21 protein-coding genes are annotated in these 24,336 nt (G+C 71.1%); 3 read left to right on the top strand and 18 right to left on the bottom strand.

All coding sequences use genetic code 11. The annotated features are described in order from the left end of the window. Positions 1-101: 101 nt before the first annotated feature. Genes ruvX through LG395_RS24095 form a run of 4 tightly spaced genes read right to left on the bottom strand, consistent with a single transcriptional unit; the run spans position 102 to position 4,045 of the window. Positions 102-566 carry a Holliday junction resolvase RuvX gene (ruvX, locus tag LG395_RS24110; RefSeq protein ID WP_171158151.1) on the bottom strand — a complete coding sequence of 155 codons (465 nt, stop codon included), beginning with the start codon at positions 564-566 and terminating at the stop codon, positions 102-104. 14 nt (positions 567-580) lie between these two features. Then, positions 581-3,253 carry an alanine--tRNA ligase gene (gene alaS, locus LG395_RS24105; protein WP_225811157.1) on the bottom strand — a complete coding sequence of 891 codons (2,673 nt, stop codon included), beginning with the start codon at positions 3,251-3,253 and terminating at the stop codon, positions 581-583. Then, entirely contained in the window at positions 3,253-3,600 is a 348-nt protein-coding gene (locus LG395_RS24100; RefSeq protein WP_171158147.1) for a hypothetical protein, read from the bottom strand. The genes alaS and LG395_RS24100 overlap by 1 nt, the downstream gene beginning before the upstream one ends. A 16-nt stretch (positions 3,601-3,616) precedes the next feature. Then, complete coding sequence (locus LG395_RS24095) at positions 3,617-4,045, bottom strand: DUF948 domain-containing protein (RefSeq protein WP_014671537.1); 429 nt, start codon at positions 4,043-4,045, stop codon at positions 3,617-3,619. A 161-nt stretch (positions 4,046-4,206) separates the two neighbouring features. Between LG395_RS24095 and LG395_RS24090 the strand changes: the two genes are divergently transcribed. Then, the gene (locus LG395_RS24090) at positions 4,207-6,378 is read left to right on the top strand and encodes an ATP-binding protein (protein WP_225811156.1); all 2,172 of its coding nucleotides are present in this window, start codon (positions 4,207-4,209) and stop codon (positions 6,376-6,378) included. Between the two features lie 22 nt (positions 6,379-6,400). Here the strand turns inward: LG395_RS24090 and rpsD are convergent, their stop codons facing one another. The 5 genes from rpsD to LG395_RS24065 all read right to left on the bottom strand — a co-directional run bounded on the left by rpsD (position 6,401) and on the right by LG395_RS24065 (position 11,589). After that, a complete protein-coding gene (gene rpsD, locus LG395_RS24085) occupies positions 6,401-7,015 on the bottom strand; it encodes a 30S ribosomal protein S4 (RefSeq protein WP_014671539.1) in 615 nt (204 codons plus the stop codon). A gap of 306 nt (positions 7,016-7,321) precedes the next feature. Then, positions 7,322-8,677, bottom strand: coding sequence for a replication-associated recombination protein A (locus LG395_RS24080; RefSeq protein ID WP_225811155.1), 1,356 nt, complete (start codon positions 8,675-8,677; stop codon positions 7,322-7,324). 43 nt (positions 8,678-8,720) lie between these two features. Further along, positions 8,721-9,377, bottom strand: a complete 657-nt coding sequence (locus LG395_RS24075) for a vitamin K epoxide reductase family protein (protein WP_171158141.1) — start codon at positions 9,375-9,377, stop codon at positions 8,721-8,723. Between the two features lie 219 nt (positions 9,378-9,596). Further along, complete coding sequence (hisS, locus tag LG395_RS24070) at positions 9,597-10,859, bottom strand: histidine--tRNA ligase (protein WP_225811154.1); 1,263 nt, start codon at positions 10,857-10,859, stop codon at positions 9,597-9,599. Positions 10,860-10,872: 13 nt separating this feature from the next. Beyond that, a complete protein-coding gene (locus LG395_RS24065) occupies positions 10,873-11,589 on the bottom strand; it encodes an MBL fold metallo-hydrolase (protein WP_171158137.1) in 717 nt (238 codons plus the stop codon). 168 nt (positions 11,590-11,757) lie between these two features. Here LG395_RS24065 and LG395_RS24060 point away from each other — a divergent pair, with 168 nt between their 5' ends. Then, positions 11,758-12,582: a peptidylprolyl isomerase gene (locus tag LG395_RS24060; RefSeq protein WP_225811165.1), complete on the top strand. Its 825-nt coding sequence runs from the start codon at positions 11,758-11,760 to the stop codon at positions 12,580-12,582. Positions 12,583-12,758: 176 nt separating this feature from the next. Next, complete coding sequence (locus LG395_RS24055; protein ID WP_171158135.1) at positions 12,759-13,988, top strand: DUF349 domain-containing protein; 1,230 nt, start codon at positions 12,759-12,761, stop codon at positions 13,986-13,988. Between the two features lie 90 nt (positions 13,989-14,078). Here LG395_RS24055 and LG395_RS24050 read toward each other — a convergent pair whose 3' ends face one another. The 9 genes from LG395_RS24050 to LG395_RS24010 all read right to left on the bottom strand — a co-directional run bounded on the left by LG395_RS24050 (position 14,079) and on the right by LG395_RS24010 (position 24,322). Next, the gene (locus tag LG395_RS24050) at positions 14,079-16,622 is read right to left on the bottom strand and encodes a RelA/SpoT family protein (RefSeq protein WP_171158133.1); all 2,544 of its coding nucleotides are present in this window, start codon (positions 16,620-16,622) and stop codon (positions 14,079-14,081) included. Positions 16,623-16,921: 299 nt separating this feature from the next. Continuing rightward, positions 16,922-17,461 carry an adenine phosphoribosyltransferase gene (locus tag LG395_RS24045; RefSeq protein WP_171158131.1) on the bottom strand — a complete coding sequence of 180 codons (540 nt, stop codon included), beginning with the start codon at positions 17,459-17,461 and terminating at the stop codon, positions 16,922-16,924. Beyond that, on the bottom strand, positions 17,458-18,570 hold the full coding sequence (gene secF / locus LG395_RS24040) for a protein translocase subunit SecF (protein ID WP_225811153.1): 1,113 nt from the start codon (positions 18,568-18,570) through the stop codon (positions 17,458-17,460). The genes LG395_RS24045 and secF overlap by 4 nt, the downstream gene beginning before the upstream one ends. Positions 18,571-18,573: 3 nt before the next feature. Continuing rightward, positions 18,574-20,370, bottom strand: coding sequence for a protein translocase subunit SecD (secD, locus tag LG395_RS24035; RefSeq protein WP_225811152.1), 1,797 nt, complete (start codon positions 20,368-20,370; stop codon positions 18,574-18,576). 142 nt (positions 20,371-20,512) lie between these two features. Beyond that, the gene (yajC, locus tag LG395_RS24030; RefSeq protein WP_171158127.1) at positions 20,513-21,004 is read right to left on the bottom strand and encodes a preprotein translocase subunit YajC; all 492 of its coding nucleotides are present in this window, start codon (positions 21,002-21,004) and stop codon (positions 20,513-20,515) included. Between the two features lie 178 nt (positions 21,005-21,182). Then, positions 21,183-22,277, bottom strand: coding sequence for a Holliday junction branch migration DNA helicase RuvB (ruvB, locus tag LG395_RS24025; RefSeq protein ID WP_171158125.1), 1,095 nt, complete (start codon positions 22,275-22,277; stop codon positions 21,183-21,185). Between the two features lie 25 nt (positions 22,278-22,302). After that, positions 22,303-22,908, bottom strand: coding sequence for a Holliday junction branch migration protein RuvA (ruvA, locus tag LG395_RS24020; protein ID WP_225811151.1), 606 nt, complete (start codon positions 22,906-22,908; stop codon positions 22,303-22,305). Continuing rightward, positions 22,905-23,444 (bottom strand): crossover junction endodeoxyribonuclease RuvC, encoded by a 540-nt coding sequence (gene ruvC / locus LG395_RS24015; RefSeq protein ID WP_030644677.1) that lies wholly within the window; start codon positions 23,442-23,444, stop codon positions 22,905-22,907. Before ruvC ends, ruvA begins: the two co-directional genes overlap by 4 nt. A 125-nt stretch (positions 23,445-23,569) precedes the next feature. Then, positions 23,570-24,322, bottom strand: coding sequence for a YebC/PmpR family DNA-binding transcriptional regulator (locus LG395_RS24010; RefSeq protein ID WP_171158121.1), 753 nt, complete (start codon positions 24,320-24,322; stop codon positions 23,570-23,572). Positions 24,323-24,336: the final 14 nt, after the last annotated feature.

Below are 24,336 nucleotides of genomic sequence, written 5' to 3'. Positions count from 1 at the left end.
CCGACGGTCACGCGGCCCGGGGGCCGGCTTCCGCTCCGCCTCTTGCTGTGCGCCGGCTGTTCGAACACCGGCGCATCGCGCGGAACGTTACCGTATCGCGATCAGATGACCACTTCGACGCCTTCACCGGGTGGTTCACCTGACACCCGTTCGGATTCCAGGGCCTGCTGCAAAATGATGACCGCGGCCGCCTGGTCGATGACCGCGCGGCCCTTCTTCGACCTCACGCCCGAGGCGCGCAGCCCCTGACTGGCCGTCACCGTCGTCATCCGCTCGTCCACCAGCCGCACCGGCACCGGCTTGATGCCCCTGGCCAGTTCCTGGGCGAAGGCGCGCACCTTCACCGCGGCCGGGCCCTCGCCCCCCTTGAGGGAGCGAGGGAGGCCGACGACGACCTCGATCGGTTCGTACTCCTCCACCAGCTGACGCAGCCGGCGGTGGGCGGCGGGGACGTCCCGGCCCGGGACGGTCTCCACCGGGGTGGCGAGGATCCCGTCGGGGTCGCACGAGGCGACCCCGATCCGGGCGTCCCCGACGTCGATCGCGAGCCGACGTCCTCTGCGCATGTTCCGGCCGCTTCCTACTTGGCCGTCTCGGCGACCAGGCGCTCGACGGCGTCGACGGCCTCGCCGACCGCGGCCGGGTTCTGGCCGCCGCCCTGGGCGACGTCCGGCTTGCCGCCACCGCCGCCGCCGAGCGTCTTGGCGGCGGTACGGACCAGGTCACCGGCCTTGAGGCCACGCTCGCGGGCGGCCTCGTTGGTGGCGATGACCGTGAGCGGCTTGCCGTTGTTGACCGTGAACAGGGCCACGACGGCGGCCCGGCCGCCCTGGATGCGGCCGCGCACGTCCAGGACCAGCTTGCGCAGGTCGTCCGGGGTGGTGCCGTCCGGGACCCGGCCGGTGACCAGGGCCACGCCCCGCACGTCCTTGGCGGACTCGGCGAGGCCGGCGGCGGCCTGGAGCACCTTCTCGGCGCGGAACTTCTCGATCTCCTTCTCGGCGTCCTTCAGCTTGCCGAGCATGGCGGAGACCTTCTCCGGCAGCTCCTCCGGACGGCCCTTGAGCAGCTCGGTCAGCTGGTGGACGACCGTGTGCTCGCGGGCGAGGAAGTTGTAGGCGTCGACGCCGACCAGGGCCTCGATACGGCGCACACCGGAGCCGATGGAGGACTCGCCGAGCAGCTTCACCAGACCCAGCTGGGCGGTGTTGTGCACGTGCGTGCCGCCGCACAGCTCCTTGGAGAAGTCGCCGATGGTCACGACCCGGACCCGCTCGCCGTACTTCTCGCCGAACTCGGCGATGGCGCCCTGCTTCTTGGCCTCGTCGATGCCCATGATGTCGGCGCGCACGTCGAGGTCGCGGGCGAGCACCTCGTTGATCTTCTGCTCGACGTCGGTCATCACGGCCGTCGGCACGGCGGACGGGGAGCCGAAGTCGAAGCGGAAGCGGCCGGGCTGGTTCTCGGAACCGGCCTGGGCGGCCGTGGGGCCGAGGGCGTCGCGCAGGGCCTGGTGGGTCAGGTGGGTGGCCGAGTGGGCGCGGGCGATGGCCGTACGGCGGCGGGCGTCGATGGCGGCGTGGGCCTTGGCGCCGACGGTCACCTCGCCGACCTGGACGACGCCCTTGTGGACGTACACGCCCGGGACCGGCTTCTGGCAGTCGCGGACCTCGATGACGGCACCGGAGTCGACCTTGATCCGGCCGGTGTCGCCGATCTGGCCGCCGCCCTCGGCGTAGAACGGGGTGCGGTCCAGGACGACCTCGACCTCGTCGCCCTCGGTGGCGGCCGGCGAGGAGACCCCGTCGACCAGGATGCCGACGATCGTGGACTCGCCCTCGGTGTCGGTGTAGCCGATGAAGTCGGTCTCGCCGGCGGCGTCGGCGATCTCACGGTAGGCACCGAGGTCGGCGTGGCCGGTCTTCTTGGCCTGGGCGTCGGCCTTGGCGCGCTCCCGCTGCTCCTTCATCAGTCGGCGGAAGCCCTCCTCGTCCACGGAGAGGCCCTGTTCGGCGGCCATCTCCAGGGTGAGGTCGATCGGGAAGCCCCAGGTGTCGTGGAGCAGGAAGGCCTTGTCGCCGGGCAGGACGCCGGAACCGGCGGCCTTGGTCTCGGAGACGGCGGTGTCGAGGATGTTGGTGCCGGCCTTCAGCGTCTTGAGGAAGGCGTTCTCCTCGGCGACAGCGACCTTCTCGATGCGCTCGCGGTCGGTGACCAGCTCGGGGTACTGCTGGCCCATCATCCGGATCACGATGTCGATCAGATCCTTGACGACCGGTCCGGTGGCGCCCAGCAGGCGCATGTTGCGGATGGCGCGGCGCATGATGCGGCGCAGCACGTAGCCACGGCCCTCGTTGCCGGGGGTGACGCCGTCGCCGATGAGCATGGTGGCGGTGCGCATGTGGTCGGTGACCACGCGGAGGGAGACGTCCGAGGCGTGCGAGTCGCCGTAGTGGACTCCGGTCAGCTCGGTGGCGCGCTTGATGACGGCCATGGAGGTGTCGATCTCGTACATGTTCTGCACGCCCTGCAGAATCATGGCGAGCCGCTCCAGGCCGAGGCCCGTGTCGATGTTCTTGCTCGGCAGGTCCCCGAGGATCTCGAAGTTGTCCTTGCCGGTGCCCTCGCCGCGCTCGTACTGCATGAAGACGAGGTTCCAGATCTCGACGTACCGCTCGTCGTTGACGGCAGGGCCGCCCTCGACGCCGAACTCGGGGCCGCGGTCGTAGTTGATCTCGGAGCAGGGGCCGCAGGGGCCGGGGACGCCCATGGACCAGAAGTTGTCCTTCATGCCCAGGCGCTGGATGCGCTCCTTGGGCACGCCGACGACCTCGTGCCAGATCTGCTCGGCCTCGTCGTCGTCCTGGTAGACGGTGATCCACAGGCGCTCGGGGTCGAGGCCGTAACCGCCCTTGTCCTGGGGGCTGGTGAGCAGCTCCCAGGCGAGCTTGATGGCGCCTTCCTTGAAGTAGTCGCCGAAGGAGAAGTTGCCGCACATCTGGAAGAACGTGCCGTGCCGCGTGGTCTTGCCGACCTCTTCGATGTCGGGCGTGCGCACGCACTTCTGCACGCTGGTGGCGCGCGGGAACGGCGGCTTGACCTCACCCAGGAAGTAGGGCTTGAAGGGCACCATGCCGGCGGGGACGAGGAGCAGAGTCGGGTCGTCCGCGATGAGCGACGCCGAAGGGACGACGGTGTGCCCGCGCTCCTCGAAGAAGCTCAGCCAGCGGCGGCGAATCTCGGCCGACTCCATCAGTGGTCCTCATTCCGGTTGTACGAGTACGTCGTGTTCTCGATGTACTGCGGGTTGCTGCGGTTGTTCTCGATGGCGGCGTACCGCCGGGGCGCCGTGAGGCCGGGGCTCTCCTGGATGCCGAGCGCCTCCTCCAGCTCGGCCTCCCGCTGGGCCATGTTGTCGCGGACGTCGAGCGCGAAGCCGACCGCGCGGTCCTTCAATCGCTGACCGGTCTCCAGGGCCTTGTTCGCCGCGGTGGCGGCCAGGCTCTCCGGGGTCAGCTGCTTGAGCTTGCGGTTGACCTTGGTGGTGGCCCACACACCGGCGGCGACACCCGTGGTGAACCAGAACGTACGGCGGAACATCGCTCGGTCTCAGTCCTTACTTCCGCTTGCGCCGTGCGGCCGGGACCGTCCGGCCCACGATCACGGTACGCCGGGGCGACTTCCCCGGCACGTCCTCCTCCTTGCGGCCGCCGAGGGCCCGGCGGACGCCGTAGCCGAAGGCCGCGACCTTCACCAGCGGACCGCCGAAGGTGGAGGCGACGGTGGTGGACAGCGCGGAGGCGTTCGACGTCACCTCCTGCACGTCGGAGGCGATCGCGTCGACCCGGTCGATCTGCGTCTGCGCGGAGCGCACCGCCTGGGAGGCGTCGGCGAGCAGCGGGACCGCCTGATCGGTCACGTCCGCCACGAGCTTGGTGGTCGCCTTGAGCGTCTGGGCCAGCCTCGCCAGCGCGACCGCGAGGAAGGAGACCAGGATCGCCCAGAAGACGGCCACCAGGATCCCGGCCACCTCACCACCGGACACTGTGCGCACCCGCTCCCTGAAACGTGCCTGAACATCGAAGAAGTCGTCCCCCGAGCCTATCGCGCCGGGCGGAGGCTCCGTACCGGATTACCGGGTGGAGCGGGCGGAGTTGCGGGAAGCGATTGTACGCACTGAACACGGTTCAGTACGCTCCGTGTCCCATGCGAGGTCCTCACAGCCCCGGCTCCTGGGCGGACGGCGATCCGCCCCTCGAACTCACCGCTTTCGTCGGGCGCTCGGCCGAGGTGGCCGAGCTGACGGCGGCGCTCGGTCAGGCACGGCTGGTGACCGTGACCGGGGTGGGCGGGGTCGGCAAGTCCCGGCTGGCCGTGCGGGTGGCGGCGCGCTGGGCGTCCACCGGCCGGGCGGGCGCCCCGGTCCTGGGGCGGGTGGAGCTGGCGGTGGTGCGGGACCCGCAGTTCGTTCCGTACGCGGTCGTGGAGGCGCTGGGCCTGACCGACCACACGACGCGTCTGCCCCGCGAGACGCTGCTGGAGCATCTGGCCGGGCGGCGGGCGCTGTTGGTGCTGGACGGCTTCGAGCACCTGGTGGCCGCCTGTGCCGAGCTGACGGCGGAGCTGCTGCGCAGGCTACCGGAGCTGCGGGTGCTGGCCGTCGGCCGGCGGCCGCTGGGGCTCGCGGGCGAGCGGCTGTTCCCGCTGGCGCCGCTCGGCGAGGACGAGGCGGTGGAGCTGTTCACGGACCGGGCACGGGCACAGGGCGTGCCGCCGGCCGACGGCGCCGAGGTGCGGGAGCTGTGCCGGCGGCTGGAGGGCATTCCGCTGGCGCTGGAGCTGGCGGCCGGGCGGCTGCGGGCGCTGTCCCCGGCGCAGTTGCTGCGACGCCTGGACGACCGGTTCCGGCTGCTGACCGGCGGTGGCCGGGACGTCCTGCCCCGGCACCAGACGCTGCGCACGGCGATCGGCTGGAGCCACGAGCTGTGCTCGCCGGCCGAACGGCTGCTGTGGGCACGGCTGTCGGTGTTCGCGCACTCCTTCGACCTGGAGGCGGCCGAGTACGTGTGCAGCGGGGACGGGCTGGCCGCCGACGACGTGCTGGACGTGCTGTCGGAGCTGCTGGTCCAGTCGGTGGTCTGCCGTGAGGAGACCCCGGCGGGCCCGCGCTACCGGATGCTGGACACCGTCCGCGCCTACGGCGCCGAGTGGCTGGAGGCGACCGGGGACGCGGGCCGGCTGCGCAGACGGCACCGCGACTGGTACCTGGGCCTCGCCACCATGTGCGAGCTGGACTGGTTCTCGCCCCGGCAGCGCGAGGTGGCCGCGCGGGTCGAGGCGGAGCTGCCGAATCTGCGGACCGCGCTGGAGTTCTGCCTGACCGAGCCGGAGGAGGCACACCTCGGCCAGCATCTGGCGGGTTCGCTGTGGTTCTGCTGGGTGGGGTGCGGGCGGCTCGCGGAGGGGCGGCGGTGGCTGGAGCGCGGCCTGGAGCTGGACTCGCGGTACGAGCGGTCCCGGCTGAAGGCGCTGTGGGTGCTCGGCTACGTGGCGATCCTCCAGGGCGACGCCGTAGCGGCGCTGCGGGCCCTGCGGATGTGCCGGGAGCAGGCGGAGCGGTCCGCCGATCCGACGGCGGTGGCGTACGCCGAGCACCGCGCCGGCTGCCTGGCCCTGGTCACGGACGACGTGGCCCGCGCGGAGACGCTGCTGCGCTCGGCGCTGGACCGCTACCAGCGGATCGGCGAGCTGAACAGCAACGTCCTGATGGGCCAGGTGGAGCTGGCGATGGCGCGGGCGTTCCAGGGGGATCTGCCGGACGCGGTACGGCTGTGCGAGGACGTGCGCCGGGTGTGCGAGGACCACGGGGAGCGGTGGGCGCGGTCGTACGCCCTGTACGTGCTGGCGTACGCGGCGTGGCAGGGCGGTGACGCGGGCCGCGCGCGGGAACTGCTGACGGACAGCCTGGACAACGCCCACGCCTTCCACGACCTGCTGGGCACGGTGCTGTCGATCGAGCTGCTGGCCCTGGTCACGGTGACGCAGGGCGATCCGGTGGAGGCGGCGGTGCTCCAGGGCGCCGCCGCACGGATGTGGCCCTCCGTCGGGCTGCCGCTGTTCGGCTCCGCCTACTACAACCTCCCGCACGAGCGGTGCGAGACGACGGCCCGGGAGGCGCTGGGCGACGAGCGGTACGAGGAGTGGGTGCGCCGGGGGGCGCGGCTGGACCGGGACACCGCGGTCGCCCGGGCGCTGCGCGAGGACGGACGGCCGCTGCCGGCGCTGCCCGCGCCCCGGGGGCCGGTCCCGCGCACCCGCCCCGGACAGCGCGAACCCGCCGCCTCGCCCACCCGGAAGGGCGGGGAGACGGCGGGCTGAGGACGTACGCCGTGACGGAGGGTCAGCGGGCGTAGTACTCGACGACGAGCTGCTCGTCGCAGATGACCGGAACTTCCTTGCGGTTCGGCTCGCGGTCCAGGCGGAACGCCAGGGCCTTGAGGTTCACCTGCAGGTAGCGCGGGGTCTCGCCGTCGGGGGCGAAGCCACCCTCACGGGCGATCTGGAACAGCGTCTTGTCCTTGGAGCGGTCGCGGACCTGCACGACGTCGTCCGGACGGACGCGGAAGGACGGCTTGTCGACCTTCTGGCCGTTGACCTGGATGTGGCCGTGCACGACCATCTGGCGGGCCTGGTAGATCGTGCGGGCGATGCCCGAACGCAGGACCAGCGCGTCGAGGCGGCGCTCCAGCTCCACGATCAGGGCCTCGCCGGTCTTGCCCTGGACCTTGGACGCGCGCTCGTAGGCGCGGACCAGCTGGCGCTCGGAGATGTCGTACTGGGCGCGCAGGCGCTGCTTCTCCAGCAGACGGACCTTGTAGTCCGAGTTCTGCTTGCGGCCGCGGCCGTGCTCACCCGGCGGGTAGGGGCGGGCCTCGAAGTACTTGACGGCCTTCGGGGTCAGCGCGATGCCGAGGGCACGCGACTTCTTGACCTTGGGGCGGGACTGGTTCGCCACTGTCTTTCGTCTCTTTCGTAGTGTTCGGCTCGTCAGTGTTCAGGGAGGTCGCATCCGCAGCCGGGAAAACCCACCGGGTCCGCAGGGGACCTGACGGGCAGCCGCTTCCCTGGTCTGGGCACATACGTGCAGCACGCGAGTGGCCCACCGACCGCTCCGGGGGTTCCGGGTGGTGGTGGGCTGCCCGCGACACCGTTCGACGGTGCGCGACGCTCCTGGAGCCGGTCCGCGGGGGACCGGTTCTCCGGCTGGCTGTCCCGCTCTGACAGCACGGGACTCAGCACTTCGGGGCAGTCTACAGGGTGCTCAGGACCGCTTGCGACCGAGGCGCTTGCGGGTCCACTCCACGGCGTCCGCGTACCTGGCCTCGGCGCCGTGCCGGCCCGGCGCGTAGTACTCGCGGTCCTTCAGGGCGTCCGGGGCGTACTGCTGCTCGGCGATGCCCTCCGGCAGGTCGTGCGGGTACACGTACCCCTGGGCGTGTCCGAGCTTGGCCGCGCCCTTGTAGTGCCCGTCGCGCAGGTGCGGCGGCACCGGTCCCGCCAGGCCCTTGCGCACGTCCTCCAGGGCGGCGCCGATCGCGGTGGTCGCGGCGTTGGACTTGGGGGCGAGGGCCAGGGCGATCGTGGCGTGGCTGAGGGTGAGCGCGGCCTCCGGGAAACCGATCATGGCGACGGCCTGCGCGGCGGCCACGGCGATGGGCAGCGCGTTCGGGTCGGCGAGGCCGATGTCCTCGCTGGCGGAGATCATCAGGCGGCGGGCGATGAACCGGGGGTCCTCGCCGGCCTCGATCATGCGGGCGAGGTAGTGCAGGGCCGCGTCGACGTCGGAGCCGCGGATGGACTTGATGAGGGCGCTGGCGACGTCGTAGTGCTGGTCGCCGTCGCGGTCGTACTTCACCGCGGCCCGGTCGACCGTCTGCTCCAGTGTCCGCAGGCTGATGGCGTCCTCGCCCTGGTCCAGCGCGGACCCGGCGGCGGCCTCCAGGGCGGTCAGGGCGCGGCGGGCGTCGCCGCCGGCGATGCGGAGCAGGTGCTCCTCGGTGTCCTCGGGGAGGGCGACGGTCTCCTTCAGGCCGCGTTCGTCGCTCAGCGCTCGGCGGAGCAGCGAGCGGATGTCGTCGTCGGTGAGCGGTTCGAGGGTGAGCAGGAGGGAGCGGGAGAGCAGCGGGGAGATCACCGAGAAGTACGGGTTCTCCGTGGTGGCCGCGATCAGGGTCACCCAGCGGTTCTCGACGGCCGGGAGCAGGGAGTCCTGCTGGGCCTTGCTGAAGCGGTGGATCTCGTCCAGGAAGAGGACGGTCTCCTTGCCGAAGGCGCCGGTGGCGCGGCGGGCGCCGTCGATGACCGCGCGGACCTCCTTGACGCCCGCGGTGATCGCGGACAGCTCCACGAACCGCTTGTTCGTCGCCTTGGAGACGACGTAGGCCAGGGTGGTCTTGCCGGTGCCGGGCGGGCCCCACAGGATCACCGAGGACGGGCCGGCCGGGCCGCCGTTGCCCTCGCCGACCAGCCGGCGCAGCGGGGAGCCCGGCCCGAGCAGGTGCTGCTGGCCGACGACCTCGTCGAGGGTGCGCGGGCGCATGCGTACGGCCAGGGGGCTCGCCGCCGGATCCTTCTCCTGGCGTTCTTCTGCTGCTGCGGTGAAGAGGTCGGGTTCCACGCTGAAACCCTAGAACACCGCACTGACAATCCGGCCGGGACCGTCAGCTGGTCCAGAAGTCCCACCAGCGGGTGAGGACCAGCATGCCGATGATGCCGACGTGCACGACCGGCAGCACCCAGGTGAACTCGCCGAAGAAGGACCTCAGCCAACGCGGGGACGGCAGGAGGCCGTTGCGGATGGTGAACGAGGTGACGTACCAGAACATGGTGATCGTGGCGACCCAGGCCAGCGAGCACCACAGGCACAGCGCGTTGATCCGGTACAGGGACTGGAACTGCAGCCAGGTGCAGAAGGCCACGCCGAAGAGCGTGCCGAAGTTGAAGGTCAGCCAGTACCAGCGCGGGAAGCGGGCGCGGGCCAGCAGGCTCATGCCGACGCAGACGACGATGCCGTAGGCGACCAGGCCGAGCATCGGGTTGGGGAAGCCGAAGGCGGCGGCCTGCTTGCTCTCCATGACGCTGCCGCAGGAGACGACCGGGTTGAGGCTGCACCCGGGGGTGAACGTCTTGCCGGCGACCTTGGCTTCGAGCAGCTTGAACTTGTCGATCGTGATGACCCAGGCGGCCAGCAGTCCGGCCGCGCCGGTGATCACCAGCAGGATGGCGAAGGCGCGGCTGCCGCCCACCGCGCGCGGGGCGTCGGCGGCGCGCTCCGGGCCGGGCTCCGTGGAGACGTCTTTGACTGTCGTCTTGCTCATCACGCCGATTCCGTCACTCGAGACTCGGACCATCTTCGGGCACGGGTCATTGTGCCGCACACGCGTGTGTGCGCACCGTTCGCTCCGCATAAGGATGTACGTACGACAGGTGCCGCCCGTTCGGTTCCGGACAGCGCCGGCCGCCTCGCGCCCCCGGTACGACGAAGGCGCCGGACGCCCCTCGGAGAGAGCGTCCGGCGCCCACGCGCGCGTGGGCCGTCAGCCGAGCCGCACCTCCAGCTCGGCCACGATCTCGTTCACGCCGATCGCCGTCTGCTCGCCGGACTCCATGTCCTTGAGCTGCACGACGCCCTCGGCGAGGTCGCGCTCGCCGGCGACGACCGCGTAGCGGGCGCCCGACCGGTTGGCGTTCTTCATGGCGCCCTTCAGGCCCTTGCCGCCGTACGCGAAGTCCGCCGCGATGCCCACCTTGCGCAACTCGGTGACCTTGGCGAACAGCACCCGGCGGGCCTCCTCGCCGAGCGGGACGGCGTAGACGCTGGTCGACGCGGGGATGTCGAGTTCGACGCCCTCGGCCTCCAGCGCGAGGACCGTGCGGTCGACGCCCAGGGCCCAGCCGACGGACGGCAGCGCCGGGCCGCCGATCATCTCGGACAGGCCGTCGTACCGCCCGCCGCCGCCCACCGCGGACTGCGAGCCGAGGCCGTCGTGCACGAACTCGAAGGTGGTGCGGGTGTAGTAGTCCAGGCCGCGCACCAGCTTCGGGTCGTCCTCGAAGGAGACGCCCGCGGCGGTGATCAGTTCGCGGACCTCCTCGTGGTACGCCTTGCACGCGTCGCACAGGAAGTCGCGCAGCAGGGGGGCGCCGGTGAGCTGCTTCTGGACCGACTCGCGCTTGTCGTCGAGGACCCGGAGCGGGTTGATGTCGATGCGGCGGCGCGTGTCCTCGTCCAGGTCCAGGCCGCGCAGGAACTCCTGAAGCGCCGTCCGGTAGACCGGGCGGCACTCCTTGTCGCCGAGGCTGTTCAGCAGGATGCGGAAGTTCCGCAGGCCCAGCGAGCGGTAGGCCTGGTCGGCCAGGATGATCAGCTCGGCGTCGAGCGCCGGGTCCTCGGCGCCGATCGCCTCCGCGCCGACCTGGGAGAAGTGCCGGTAACGGCCCTTCTGGGGACGCTCGTAGCGGTAGTAGGAGCCGGAGTACCAGAGCTTGACCGGGAGGTTGCCCGACTTGTGCAGGTTGGCCTCCAGGGCCGCGCGCAGCACGGACGCGGTGCCCTCGGGACGCAGGGCGAGCCTGTCGCCGCCCTTGGTCTCGAAGGCGTACATCTCCTTGGTCACGATGTCGGTGGACTCGCCGACGCCGCGGGCGAAGAGTTCGACGTTCTCGAAGCCGGGGGTCTCGATGTAGCCGTAGCCGGAGTCGCGCAGCGGAGCGGCGATCGCCTCACGGACCGCCAGGTACTTCGCCGAGTCCGGCGGGATCAGGTCGTAGGTGCCCTTGGGGGCCTGGAAGGTGCTCACGGAAGGTCTCTCGTCACATTCCTCGTCGGGGAGCCTCGGCGGCGCCGCGATCTTGGCGGCCCGCGGCCACTTCCCGCAGATAGGGGTTGGTGGCGCGCTCCTGGCCGATGGTCGTCTGGGGGCCGTGGCCGGACAGCACCACGGTGGAGTCGTCGAGGGGCAGGCACACACCGGCCAGCGACCGCAACATGTCCTCCATGGATCCGCCCGGCAGGTCGGTGCGTCCGATGGAGCCGGCGAACAGCAGATCCCCGGAGAAGAACACCGACGGGACGTCGGCGGTCTCGGGCATCCGGAAGGTCACCGACCCCTTGGTATGGCCCGGCGCGTGCGCGACGGAGAACTCGAGGCCCGCCAGGCCGAGGGTGGTGCCGTCGGTCAGCTCCTTGACGTCGTCCGGCTCCCCCACGGTCAGCTCGCCCATCAGCGGCATGCCGATGGAGCGGCCGAGCGCCTTCTCGGGGTCGCTCAGCATGTACCGGTCCTCGGGGTGGATCCAGGCCGGCACGTCGTGCGCCCCGCAGACGGGGACGACCGAGGCGACGTGGTCGATGTGGCCGTGGGTGAGGACGACGGCGACGGGCTTGAGCCGATGCTTGCGCAGTGCTTCCTCGACGCCGTCGGCGGCCTGGTGGCCGGGGTCGATGATCACGCACTCCTCACCGGCGGCGGGGGCGACGAGATAACAGTTCGTCCCCCAGGCCCCGGCGGGGAACCCGGCAATGAGCACGATCGTCCTTCGTTGTGTCGATTACAGGCGGCTTCCGCTGCGGTCAGAGCCTACCGGCGCTGCCGTTTCCTCAGCTAACCCATATACGGTACGGGGCTACACGCGGCGGTCGGAGCACGAGGACGCACGCGTGCCGCCCGACACACGACACGCATGAGGAGAGAACCGGTGGTCAGCCAGGAGCAGCGGCGGCGTCAGCTCGCCCGGGAGAAGTTCTTGCGGCAGCAGCAGCGGCGCACCGAGGCGCGGCGCAAGGCCCGCCTGCGCAACTCCGTGATCGCGTCGGTACTCGGCGTGGTCGTGATCGGCAGTGTCGCCCTGTACACGACCGGGGTGCTGAAGGACGACGGCGACAAGAAGGAGAACGCGAGCGCCGAGGTCACCCCGAGCGCGGCGCCGACCAGCAAGGCCCCGGACCCGTGCGCGAAGCCGGCGGCCGGCTCGGTGGCGAAGCTGAGCTGGAAGAAGGAGCCGGCGATGACGATCGACACGTCGGCGGCGTACACGCTGAAGCTCGCGACGACGTGCGGTGACATCGGCATCGCGCTGAAGACGTCGGCCGCCCCGCACACGGTGAACTCGTTCGACTTCCTCGCGGGCAAGGGCTACTTCGACCACACCAAGTGCCACCGCCTCACCACCCAGGGCATCTACGTCCTGCAGTGCGGCGACCCGCAGGGCACCGGCATGGGCGGTCCGGGCTACACGCTCCCGGACGAGAACCTCAAGGACAAGAGCCTGAAGAAGAACATCTACCCGGCGGGCACGGTGGCGATGGCCAACACCGGCGAGAAGCACACCGGCGGCAGCCAGTTCTTCCTCGTCTACAAGGACAGCCCGCTGCGGCCCAGCTACACCCCGTTCGGCACGATCGACGCGGCGGGCATGAAGGTGCTGAACAAGATCGCCGCGGCGGGCGAGAACACGGGTGGCGGCGACGGTGCGCCGAACGCGACGGTCGTGATCAACAAGGCGACCGTCAGCAAGTCCTGAGGCCGCCCGTCACCAAGTCCTGAGGTCAACGGGGGCCGGGGACGGCCGACTGCCGAATTTCGGTCGCGCTGGATGCGGACAGGCAACCCGCTGGTCGCCTATGTTGGCCGTGACGAAACTGTGGACGATGTCCGGGGGCGCTGAGGCCCTCGCAGGCATCATGTGGAGGAGGCGCTGTGAGCAGCGACCCGTGGGGCCGCGTCGACGAGACGGGGACCGTGTACGTGCGTACGGCCGACGGCGAGAAGGTCGTCGGTTCCTGGCAGGCCGGCTCCCCCGAGGAGGCGCTTGCCTACTTCGAGCGCAAGTACGAGGGCCTGGTTGTCGAGATCGGCCTCCTCGAGAAGCGCGTGCGGACCACCGACCTGTCGGCGAAGGACGCGCAGGCCGCGATCGACCACCTGCGCGAGCAGGTGGACGCGCACCACGCGGTCGGCGACCTGGAAGCGCTGCGGGGGCGGCTGGACAAGCTGGTCGCGACCGTCGAGGCGCGGCGCGAGGAGCGCAAGCAGCAGCGGGCCCGGCAGTCCGACGAGGCCCGCAAGGCCAAGGAGGACCTGGTCACCGAGGCCGAGCAGCTGGCGCAGTCCGACCAGTGGCGGGCCGCCGGAGAGCGGCTGCGGGCCCTGGTGGACACGTGGAAGGGGCTGCCGCGCCTGGACCGCAAGTCCGACGACGAGCTCTGGCACCGCTTCTCGCACGCCCGCTCGGCGTTCTCGAAGCGCCGCAAGGCGCACTTCGCGCAGCTGGACGCGCAGCGCGAGGAGGCCCGCCGCACCAAGGAGCGGCTGGTCGCGGAGGCCGAGGCGCTGTCGGACTCGACGGACTGGGGTCCTACGGCCGCCCGGTACCGCGAGCTGATGGCGGAGTGGAAGGCCGCGGGCCGTGCCCAGCGCGAGCACGAGGACGACCTGTGGAACCGCTTCCGCGGCGCCCAGGACGTGTTCTTCGCCGCCCGCAGCTCGGTCTTCGCCGAGCGGGACGCGGAGCAGTCGGAGAACCTGAAGCTGAAGGAGGAGCTGGCCGAGGAGGCCGAGAAGCTCCTGCCGATCACCGACCTGAAGGCCTCGCGGGCCGCCTTCCGCTCGATCAACGAGCGCTGGGAGGCCATCGGTCACGTCCCGCGGGACGCGCGGCCGAAGGTCGAGGGCCGGATGCACGCCGTCGAGCGGGCGATCCAGGAGGCCGAGGAGGCCGAGTGGCGCCGGACGAACCCGGAGGCACGCGCGCGTGCGGAGGGTCTGACCGGTCAGCTCCAGGCCGCCGTGGACAAGCTGAGGGCGCAGATCGAGCAGGCGCGCGCCCAGGGCAACAACGCCAGGGCCGACAAGCTGGAGAAGGAGCTGGAGGGCCGTCAGGCGCTCCTGGACCAGGCGCTGAAGGGCCTGCAGGAGTTCGGCGGCTGATCCGATCCTCCCGTCGCATGGCGAAGGGCCCCGTACGAGGCGTACGGGGCCCTTCGCCTGTGCGAGGCCCGGCGTGGGGCCGGAGCCGTCCTAGGAGCGGGTGCGGCCCGAGGTCACGCGGTAGACGTCGTACACGCCCTCCACGCCCCGGACGGCCTTCAGGACGTGGCCGAGGTGCTTCGGGTCGCCCATCTCGAAGGTGAAGCGGGAGGTGGCCACGCGGTCGCGGGACGTCTGGACGGCCGCCGACAGGATGTTGACGTGCTGGTCGGACAGGACCCGGGTGACGTCCGAGAGCAGCCGGGAGCGGTCCAGCGCCTCGACCTGGATGGCGACCAGGAAGACCGAGGACTGGGTGGGCGCCCACTCGACGTCCAGGATGCGCTCGGGCTCACGGGACAGGGAGTCCACGTTGACGCAGTCGCTGCGGTGAACCGATACGCCGCTGCCGCGCGTGACGAAACCGATGATCGGGTCGCCGGGCACGGGCGTACAGCAGCGGGCCAGCTTGACCCACACGTCCTCGACGCCCTTGACGACGACGCCCGGGTCGGCGCTGGAGCGGCGCTTGCGGCCCCGGGTGCGGGACGGCGGGACCGTCTCGTCGATCTCCTCGGTGGCGGCCTCCTCGCCCCCGAGGGCCTGGACGAGTTTCTGCACGATGTTCTGCGCGGAGACGTGACCCTCGCCGATCGCCGCGTACAGCGCGGAGATGTCCGAGTAGCGCATCTCGTGCGCGAGCGTCACGAGAGAGTCGCCGGTGAGGATCCGCTGGATCGGCAGGTTCTGCTTGCGCATGGCCCGCACGATGGCGTCCTTGCCCTGCTCGATCGCCTCGTCCCGGCGCTCCTTGGAGAACCAGGCCCGGATCTTGTTGCGCGCCCGCGGTGACTTGACGAAGCCGAGCCAGTCCCGGGACGGGCCCGCGCCGGCCGCCTTGGAGGTGAAGACCTCCACCAGGTCGCCGTTGTCCAGGGTGGATTCGAGCGGTACGAGACGGCCGTTGACCCGCGCCCCTATGGTGCGGTGACCGACCTCGGTGTGGACGGCGTACGCGAAGTCCACCGGGGTGGCACCCGCGGGCAGCGCGATGACGTCGCCCTTGGGGGTGAAGACGAAGACCTCGTTGCGGGACAGGTCGAAGCGCAGGGACTCCAGGAACTCGCTCGGGTCCTCGGTCTCCTTCTGCCAGTCCAGCAGCTGCCGCAGCCACGCCATGTCGTTGATGGCCGCGTCCTTGCCGGCCTTGCCCGCGGGCTTGGGCGCGTCGGTGCGGATCTTCGAGGCGCCGGCGACCGCCTCCTGCTTGTACTTCCAGTGCGCGGCGATGCCGTACTCGGCGCGGCGGTGCATGTCGAAGGTGCGGATCTGCAGCTCGACCGGTTTGCCGTTGGGGCCGATGACCGTCGTGTGCAGCGACTGGTACATGTTGAACTTGGGCATCGCGATGTAGTCCTTGAACCGGCCGGGGACCGGGTTCCATCGCGCGTGCACCGTGCCGAGGGCGGCGTAGCAGTCGCGGACCGTGTCGACGAGGACGCGGATGCCCACCAGGTCGTAGATCTCGGCGAAGTCGCGGCCCCGCACGATCATCTTCTGGTAGACGCTGTAGTAGTGCTTCGGGCGGCCGGTGACGGTCGCCTTGATGCGGGCGGCGCGCAGGTCGGCCTGGACCTCGTCGGTCACTATGGCCAGGTACTCGTCACGCTTCGGCGCCCGCTCGGCCACCAGCCGTACGATCTCGTCGTACATCTTGGGGTAGAGGATCGCGAACGCGAGGTCCTCCAGCTCCCACTTGATGGTGTTCATGCCGAGGCGGTGGGCGAGCGGCGCGTAGATCTCCAGCGTCTCGCGCGCCTTCTTCTCCTGCTTCTCGCGCTTGAGGTAGCGCATGGTGCGCATGTTGTGCAGGCGGTCGGCGAGCTTGATGACCAGGACGCGCGGGTCCTTGGCCATGGCGACGACCATCTTGCGCACGGTCTCGGCCTGCGCGGCCTCGCCGAACTTGACCTTGTCCAGCTTGGTGACGCCGTCGACGAGCAGCGCCACGACGTCGCCGAAGTCGCGGCGCAGGTCCTCCAGCCCGTACTCGGTGTCCTCGACGGTGTCGTGCAGCAGCCCCGCCATCAGCGTGGCCGGGTCCATGCCCAGCTCGGCGAGGATGGTGGTGACGGCGAGCGGGTGCGTGATGTACGGGTCGCCGCTCTTGCGCTTCTGGCCGCGGTGCCAGCGTTCGGCGACCTGGTAGGCGCGCTCGATCTGGCGCAGCGTGGAGTTCTCGATCTTGGGGTCGTTGCTGCGCACTATCCGCAGCAGCGGCTCAAGGACCGGGTTGTACGGGTTGGCACGCTGGACACCGAGGCGGGCGAGGCGGGCCCGGACGCGGTTGGAGGAGCCGGTGCGGGTGGGCGGCGTGACCGGCTGGCGGACCACGGGCGGCTGCGCCGGGCGCTCGGGAGGGGCCGGCTTGGGGCGCGCGGACTCGCCGCTCTTCTCGACGGGCGCGGACTGGGCACGCTGGACCGTCCCGCGAGGGTCGTTCTTCACGTGGGAAGCGTTCGGCGCGGGCTTCGCCGCGGGCGCCGAGGCGGGCTCGGGCTTGGCGGCGGTCAGTGGCTGGGCCTCGTCTGGCAAGAGGACTCCTCGTGCGCGATCCGGGTCCCCCGGTCAGGCTCCGGAAACCCCATGGTAGCGATCCTGCGCCCGGTCATCGCCTGCAGGCGGCTGTGAGGACCGTGTACCCGTGAAACGCGGGGGGCCGCCGGGGGATTCCGGGAGGTGTCCTCGGGGAGGCCTCCGGGTGTGCGGCGCGTGTCCGTACGGCGACGGCGGCCGCGGTGCGCGCACGGCCCCGCGACGACGGCCGCCCCGGTGTTCCCGGGGCGGCCGTCGCGCTGTGCGGACCGGTCGGACCCGACCGGCGTACCTGGTCGTCAGACCTGGAGGAGGGCCGTGAGCGGGGCTCCGCCGAGGGCGGGTTCCAGCCGGGAGCGGCCGTCCAGGAAGCCCAGCTCCATCAGGACCGCGAGGCCGGCGACCTCGGCGCCCGCGCGGTGGATGAGCTGGATCGCGGCCTCGGCGGTGCCGCCGGTGGCCAGGACGTCGTCCACGATCAGGACACGGTCGCCGGCGACCAGGTCCTCCGCGTGCACCTCGATCTCCGCGGAGCCGTACTCCAGGTCGTACGCCTGGCGCAGGGTGGCCCCGGGCAGCTTGCCCGCCTTGCGGACGGGGATGAAGCCGAGGCCGGCGCGGACGGCGACCGGGGCGCCGAGGATGAAGCCCCGGGCCTCCAGGCCGACGATCTTGGTCGCGCCGGTGCCGGCGGCGATGCCGGCCAGCTCGTCGGTGAGCGCGGTGAAGGCCGCCGGGTCGGCCAGGAGCGGGGTGATGTCCTTGAACATCACCCCGGGCTCCGGGTAGTCGGCGACGTCACGGATGCGGCTGAGCAGCAGCTCCTGGATGCCGGTCATCGGCGCTTCCCGGAGGTACGGCCGCGGCCCCGGCCACGGGAGGCGGGCTGGTTGCGCGGGCCCACCACGGCGGGAGCGGCGTCGTCGGCGTCGTCGTCGGCGCCGGTCCGGGTCTCCGCGGCGAGGTCCCCCTCCGGGCCGGCCTGGGCGCGCTTGGCCAGGACCCGCTTGGTGAGGGCCTTCATCGCGGGCTCGCGCTCCTTGAGGTCGGCGACGAGCGGCGTGGCGATGAAGATGGACGAGTACGCACCGGCCGCGAGGCCGACGAACAGCGACAGGGAGATGTCGTTGAGCGTGCCCGCGCCGAGGAAGCCGCCGCCGATGAAGAGCAGACCGGCGACCGGCAGCAGGGCGACGACCGTGGTGTTGATGGAGCGGACCAGGGTGCCGTTGATCGACCGGTTGGCGATCTCGCCGTAGGTGAACCGGGACTGCTTGGTGATGTCCCTCGTCTGCTCCTTGAGGCTGTCGAAGACGACGACCGTGTCGTAGAGCGAGTAACCGAGGATGGTCAGCAGACCGATGACCGTGCCGGGCGTGACCTCGAAGCCGACCAGGGCGTAGATACCGGTCGTGATGGTGATGTCGTGGATCAGCGCGACCAGCGCCGCGATGGCCATCCGCCACTCGAAGGCGATCGCCAGGTAGATCACCACGAGGACCATGAAGATCGCCAGGCCCTCCCAGGCCTTGTTGGCGATCTGCTCGCCCCAGCTCGGGCCGACCAGGTCGGCGGCGAGCTTCTCGGGGTCGAGCTTCAGGTCCTTGGCCAGCTCCTGCTTGATCCTGTCGGACTGGCCGGTGTCGATGCCGGCGATCTGGATGCGCAGGCTGCCGTTGCCGAGCTTCTGCACGACCGCCTGGTGGCCGGAGGCCGTGTTGGCGTAGTCCTCCGCCTGGGCCACCGACGTGCTCATCTTCGTGGGCGTCGTGAAGACCGCGCCGCCCTGGAACTCGATGCCCATGTTCAGGCCGCGCACCGCCAGGCCGACGATGGCGGTGATGGTGATCAGGATCGAGATGCCGTACCAGATCTTGCGCTTGCCGACGAAGTCGTAGGAGATCTCGCCGCGGTGCAGTCGAGCGCCGAGGTTGCCGAGTTTCGACATCGCTCACGCCTCCTTCGGGTCGACAGGGCCGGCGACGGGACCGGCGGGACGGCGGGTGCGGCGCAGCGGCGGCTTGGCACCCAGGCTCTTCGGGTCGAGTCCGGACCACTTGTGGCCGCCCGCGAAGAACGTGCGGCGGGCCAGCAGCGTCATCAGCGGCTTGGTGAAGAGGAAGACGACGACCACGTCGAGGAGCGTGGTGAGGCCCAGGGTGAAGGCGAAGCCCTGCACCTTGCCGACCGTGACGATGAACAGCACCGCGGCGGCGAGGAACGACACGAAGTCGGAGACCAGGATGGTGCGCCGGGCGCGCGGCCAGGCCCGCTCGACAGCGGGGCGCAGCGTGCGGCCCTCGCGGATCTCGTCCCGGATGCGTTCGAAGTACACGATGAACGAGTCCGCGGTGATGCCGATGGCGACGATGGCGCCGCAGACGGCGGGCAGGTTCAGCGCGAAGCCGATGGCCGGGCCGAGCAGCGACATGATCACGTAGGTGAGGATCGCGGAGACGACCAGGGAGGCCATGGCCACGACGGACAGGCCGCGGTAGTAGACCACCAGGTAGATCACGACCAGCGCGAGACCGATCGCGCCGGCGAGCAGACCGGCGTGCAGCTGCTCACCGCCGAGCGCTGCGGTGACGGTGGTGACGGACTGCTCCTGGAAGGACAGCGGCAGGGCGCCGTAGGACAGCACGTTGGCGAGGCTCTGGGCCTCCTCCTGCTTGAAGCTGCCGGAGATCTCCGCCTGGCCGCCGGTGATGGCCGAGCTGACGTACGGGCTGGAGATGACCTCTCCGTCGAGGACGATGCCGAACTCGTTCTGCGGGGGCTGGTTCTTGGCGAGCTCGCCGGTGATGTCCGCGAACTTCTTGGAACCGCTGCCGGTGAAGGTCATCTGGACCTGCCAGCCGGAGGCTCCCTGGGTGTCGAAGACGGCCTGCGCCTTCTTCACCTCGGTGCCGTCCACGGCGGCGGGGCCGAGCAGGTACTTGTACCAGGCCTTGTCGATCTCACCGCAGGCGACGGTGGTCTCGCCGGGCTTGGCGTTCTTGCCGGCGTTGGCACGGTCGGTGGCCTTGCTGCAGTCCAGGGCCGCGTACTGGGCCTGGAGCTTGGAGTCCGTCTTCGTGCCGCCGCCGGGGCTGGCCGAGGGGGTGGCCGACGGCTTGCCGCTGCCGGAGGCGGAAGCGCTCGGCGAGGGGGTGGAGTCGGCCTTCAGCGCGTCGCTGACGGCGCGGCCCTGGGAGGTCGCCGTGGCCGAGGGGGACGCGGAGCCGGACGAGCCGGACGAGGCCTTCTGCGGCGCGGAGGCGCTCGACGACGGGCTCGTGCTCGGCTTCGCCGAGGAGCCGCCGCTGGGGGTCGCGCTCGGCGAGGGGCTCTGCGCGGCGGCACCGCTGGGCTCGCTGGCCAGCACCGGCCGGAAGTAGAGCTTGGCCGTGGTGCCGACCTGCTCCTGGGCCTCCTTGGAGTTGGTGCCCTTGGGGATGTTGACGATGATGTTGTCGGTCCCCTGGGTCTGCACCTCCGCCTCGGAGACGCCGAGGCCGTTGACACGGCGGTTCATGATGTCGACCGCGGTGTCCATGTTGGCCTTGTTGATCGCGGACCCCTGGTCGGCCTTCGCCTTGAGCGTGATGCTCGTGCCACCGGCGAGGTCGATACCGAGACGCGGAGTGGTGTGCCCGGAGAGGAACATCCCTCCGGTGAGCGCCACGATGGCGATCAGGATGAGGGCCAGCGAGCGCCCTGGCTTGCTCTGGGCGCTCGCGCTTCGGCCCCTCTTAGGTGCTGCCACCTTCTCGTACTCCCTCTCGGGCCGCTCCGCGCCCCGTCGGCGCGGTCGGCCATGACATGGTGTCGGGCTCCCGTGCGGGAAACAGACGCGCCCGGGATGCGCGGGGCGCCATCATGCCGCCGTCGCGCCGCCCGGGGCGTGACTACTTCGCGTCGGAGTCGCCGTCGGTCTTCTTCGGCTCGTCCTCCGCCTTGGCCTCGGCGGCACCGGCCGCGTCGGCGTCCTTCTTACCGAGGTCGATCTTGTCATCGGAGGCGGCGGCAGCGGCGGCAGGCTCGTCGGTCTCGTCGGTCTCGGTGAGGGAGGAGGCGTCGTCCGGGACGAGGCCGGCGTCGGACTTGAGGTCGTGCTCGATGCCGTGGACGATCCGGTTGTACTCGTCGTCGGTGAGGACGGCGCCGATGGCGTTCTTGGCGAAGAGGAGCTCGACGCCCGGTCCGGCGTCGAGGAGGACGGTGTCCTCGTTGACCTCCTTGACCGTCGCGTACATACCCCCGATCGTGCGGACACCGGAGCCGGGCTGCATCTCGTTCCGCATCTGGGCGGCCTGCTGCTGCTTCTTCTTGGCCGAACGCGTCATCAGGAACATCGCCGCGATGAGCACGATGAACGGGAGAAGGGTATAGGCATTCACGGGACGGAATTTCCTTCGCGCGACCGCGCGGGTGAGCGGCCAGTTGGATGGGGGTGTGGTCGGCGCCGCCCGCAAGGGCGGCATCGGCGGAGTCTAAGCGAGTCCGCTCGCATGGAACAACGCTCAGCATGGCACCTGGGTTCCTGCCCGCACCACCGCCCTCGCCGGGCCGTGACCATCACGCCCCGAACAGGTCCTGTTGTCCGTTTCCCGCGCCGGACGGGCGCGGTGGGGTGAGGCCGAGATGCGACCATGCCGCCGGCGTGGCGACCCTCCCGCGCGGGGTGCGGGCGAGCAGGCCCTCCCGGACCAGGAACGGTTCGGCGACCTCCTCGACGGTCTCCCGTTCCTCCCCCACCGCGACGGCGAGGGTCGACAGGCCGACCGGCCCGCCGCCGAACAGCTTCAGCAGGGCCTGAAGCACGGCGCGGTCCAGCCGGTCGAGACCGCGTGCGTCGACCTCGTACACGGCGAGGGCGGCGGCGGCGATGTCACGGGTGATCACCCCGTCGGCCTTGACCTGCGCGTAGTCACGGACCCGGCGCAGCAGGCGGTTGGCGATGCGGGGCGTGCCCCGGGAGCGGCCGGCGATCTCGGCGGCGCCGTCCGGCTCGATCTCGACGTCCAGCAGGTGCGCCGAGCGGTGCACGACGCGCTCCAGCTCGTGCGGCTCGTAGAACTCCATGTGCGCGGTGAAGCCGAAGCGGTCGCGCAGCGGCGGCGGCAGCAGGCCCGCGCGCGTGGTGGCGCCGACGAGGGTGAACGGAGGCAGCTCCAGCGGGATCGCGGTGGCGCCGGGGCCCTTGCCGACGATGACGTCGACGCGGAAGTCCTCCATCGCCATGTACAGCATCTCCTCGGCGGGCCGGGACATGCGGTGGATCTCGTCCAGGAAGAGGACCTCGCCCTCCTGGAGGGAGGACAGGATCGCGGCGAGGTCGCCGGCGTGCTGGATGGCGGGGCCGGAGGTGATGCGGATCGGGGCGCCCATCTCCGCGGCGATGATCATCGACAGGGTGGTCTTGCCGAGGCCCGGCGCCCCGGAGAGCAGCACGTGATCGGCGGTGGCGCCGCGCGCGCGGGCGGCGCGCAGGACGAGGTCGAGCTGTTCGCGGACCTTTTCCTGGCCGATGAACTCGCCGAGGTCCTTGGGGCGCAGGGCGGCCTCGACGGCCTGGTCCTCCCCGTCGGCGACAGAGCCCACCAGCCGCTCCTCGGCGGGCCCGACGAGCCGCTCCCCGGCGGCGCCGTCGGTCGTGTCGTCCCAGTTCACGAAGTTCTCCTAGCGGTGGCGCAGGTCAGCGGGCGCGGTTCAGGGTCTGCAGGGCGGCCTTGAGCAGCTGCCCGACCTGGGGAGTGCCGCCCGCGGCCTCGGCCTGCGGGGCGACGGCGGCGACCGCCTCGTCGGCCTCGCGGGTGGCGTAGCCCAGGCCGATCAGGGCGGCGTGCAGCTGGTCGCGCCAGCCCTGGCTGACGGGGGCGCCGACGGCGGGGGCGCCGATGGGCGCGCCGAGCCGGTCCTTCAGTTCCAGCAGCAGTTTCTGGGCGCCCTTCTTGCCGATGCCGGGGACTGCGGTGAGGGCCTTCTCGTCACCGGTGGCGACCGCGCGGCGCAGCGCGTCCGGGGTGTGCACGGCGAGCATCGCCTGGGCCAGACGCGGGCCGACGCCGCTCGCGGTCTGGAGCAGTTCGAAGACCTGGCGCTCGTCGTCGTCGGCGAAGCCGTACAGGGTGAGCGAGTCCTCGCGGACGACGAGGGAGGTGTGCAGCCTGGCCGGCTGACCGATCCGGAGCGTCGACAGCGTGTTCGGGGTGCACTGGACGGCCATGCCGACGCCGCCGACCTCGACGACCGCGGCGTCGGGGGCGAGCGCGGCGACCGTGCCGCTGACGAAGGCGATCATGCCGTACGGCCTTTCGTTGCGTGGACCGCCTGCCGGGCGACGGCCTGCTGGAGCCGGTTCTGGGCGGGGGCCCGCCAGATGTGGCAGATGGCGAGGGCGAGGGCGTCGGCGGCGTCGGCCGGTTTGGGCGGCGCGGCGAGCCGGAGCAGCCGGGTCACCATCGCTCCGACCTGTGCCTTGTCGGCGCGTCCGGTGCCGGTGACGGCGGCCTTGACCTCGCTGGGGGTGTGCAGGGCGACGGGGATGCCGCGCCGGGCGGCGCACAGCATGGCGACGGCGCTGGCCTGGGCGGTGCCCATGACGGTGCGCACGTTGTGCTGGCTGAAGACGCGCTCGACGGCGACGAACTCGGGGCGGTGCTCGTCCATCCACTGCTCGATGCCCTGCTCCACGGCGAGCAGCCGGTGGCTGAGGTCGGCGTCCGCGGGGGTGCGGACGACCCCGACGCCGAGCATGGTGAGCGGACGGCCCGCGACCCCTTCGACGACACCGACCCCGCACCGGGTCAGCCCGGGGTCCACCCCCAGCACGCGCACGCGCGCCCCTCCCTCCGATCACCCCGTCGCTTGTCCGTGCAGGCTATCGGGTGCCACTGACAACGCCGGACAACGCGACGGGCCGACGGGGGTGTCCCGTCGGCCCGGTCGGCCAGCTCTGGGCGTTACGCGTCGACCTTCTCCATGATCTCGTCGCTCACGTCGAAGTTGGCGAAGACGTTCTGCACGTCGTCGCTGTCCTCCAGGGCGTCGATCAGCTTGAAGATCTTCTTCGCGCCCTCCTCGTCCAGTTCGACCTGCATGGTCGGGACGAAGTTGGCCTCGGCGGAGTCGTAGTCGATGCCGGCTTCCTGCAGGGCGGTGCGGACCGCGACCAGGTCGGTGGCCTCGCTGATGACCTCGAAGGTCTCGCCGAGGTCGTTGACCTCCTCGGCGCCCGCGTCCAGGACGGCCATGAGGACCTCGTCCTCGCTCAGCTCACCCTTGGGGACGATGACGACGCCCTTGCGGTTGAACAGGTACGACACCGAGCCCGGGTCGGCCATGGAACCGCCGTTGCGGGTCATGGCGACGCGGACCTCGGAGGCGGCGCGGTTGCGGTTGTCGGTGAGGCACTCGATGAGCACCGCGACACCGTTCGGGCCGTAGCCCTCGTACATGATCGTCTCGTAGTCGGCGCCGCCGGCCTCCAGGCCCGCGCCGCGCTTGACCGCGGAGTCGATGTTCTTGTTGGGGACCGACGACTTCTTCGCCTTCTGGATGGCGTCGTACAGCGTCGGGTTGCCCTCGGGGTCCGCGCCGCCCATTCGCGCCGCGACCTCGATGTTCTTGATGAGCTTCGCGAAGAGCTTGCCGCGCTTGGCGTCGATCACGGCCTTCTTGTGCTTCGTCGTGGCCCATTTAGAGTGGCCGGACATCTGCCTGTCTCCTT

The sequence above is a fragment of the Streptomyces spinosus genome (assembly GCF_020400655.1).
In the GTDB taxonomy this organism is placed as follows: domain Bacteria; phylum Actinomycetota; class Actinomycetes; order Streptomycetales; family Streptomycetaceae; genus Streptomyces; species Streptomyces argyrophylli.
This window is presented reverse-complemented; position numbering and strand designations above follow the sequence as displayed.

Excerpts from the sequence above, each read along its gene's own strand:
- alaS (WP_225811157.1), bottom strand. The coding sequence starts at position 3,253 with ATGGAGTCGGCCGAGATTCGCCGCCGCTGGCTGAGCTTCTTCGAGGAG.
- secF (WP_225811153.1), bottom strand. The coding sequence starts at position 18,570 with ATGTCGAAACTCGGCAACCTCGGCGCTCGACTGCACCGCGGCGAGATC.
- LG395_RS24045 (WP_171158131.1), bottom strand. The coding sequence starts at position 17,461 with ATGACCGGCATCCAGGAGCTGCTGCTCAGCCGCATCCGTGACGTCGCC.
- LG395_RS24100 (WP_171158147.1), bottom strand. The coding sequence starts at position 3,600 with ATGTTCCGCCGTACGTTCTGGTTCACCACGGGTGTCGCCGCCGGTGTG.
- LG395_RS24090 (WP_225811156.1), top strand. The coding sequence starts at position 4,207 with ATGCGAGGTCCTCACAGCCCCGGCTCCTGGGCGGACGGCGATCCGCCC.
- ruvX (WP_171158151.1), bottom strand. The coding sequence starts at position 566 with ATGCGCAGAGGACGTCGGCTCGCGATCGACGTCGGGGACGCCCGGATC.
- LG395_RS24010 (WP_171158121.1), bottom strand. The coding sequence starts at position 24,322 with ATGTCCGGCCACTCTAAATGGGCCACGACGAAGCACAAGAAGGCCGTG.
- LG395_RS24075 (WP_171158141.1), bottom strand. The coding sequence starts at position 9,377 with ATGAGCAAGACGACAGTCAAAGACGTCTCCACGGAGCCCGGCCCGGAG.
- ruvA (WP_225811151.1), bottom strand. The coding sequence starts at position 22,908 with ATGATCGCCTTCGTCAGCGGCACGGTCGCCGCGCTCGCCCCCGACGCC.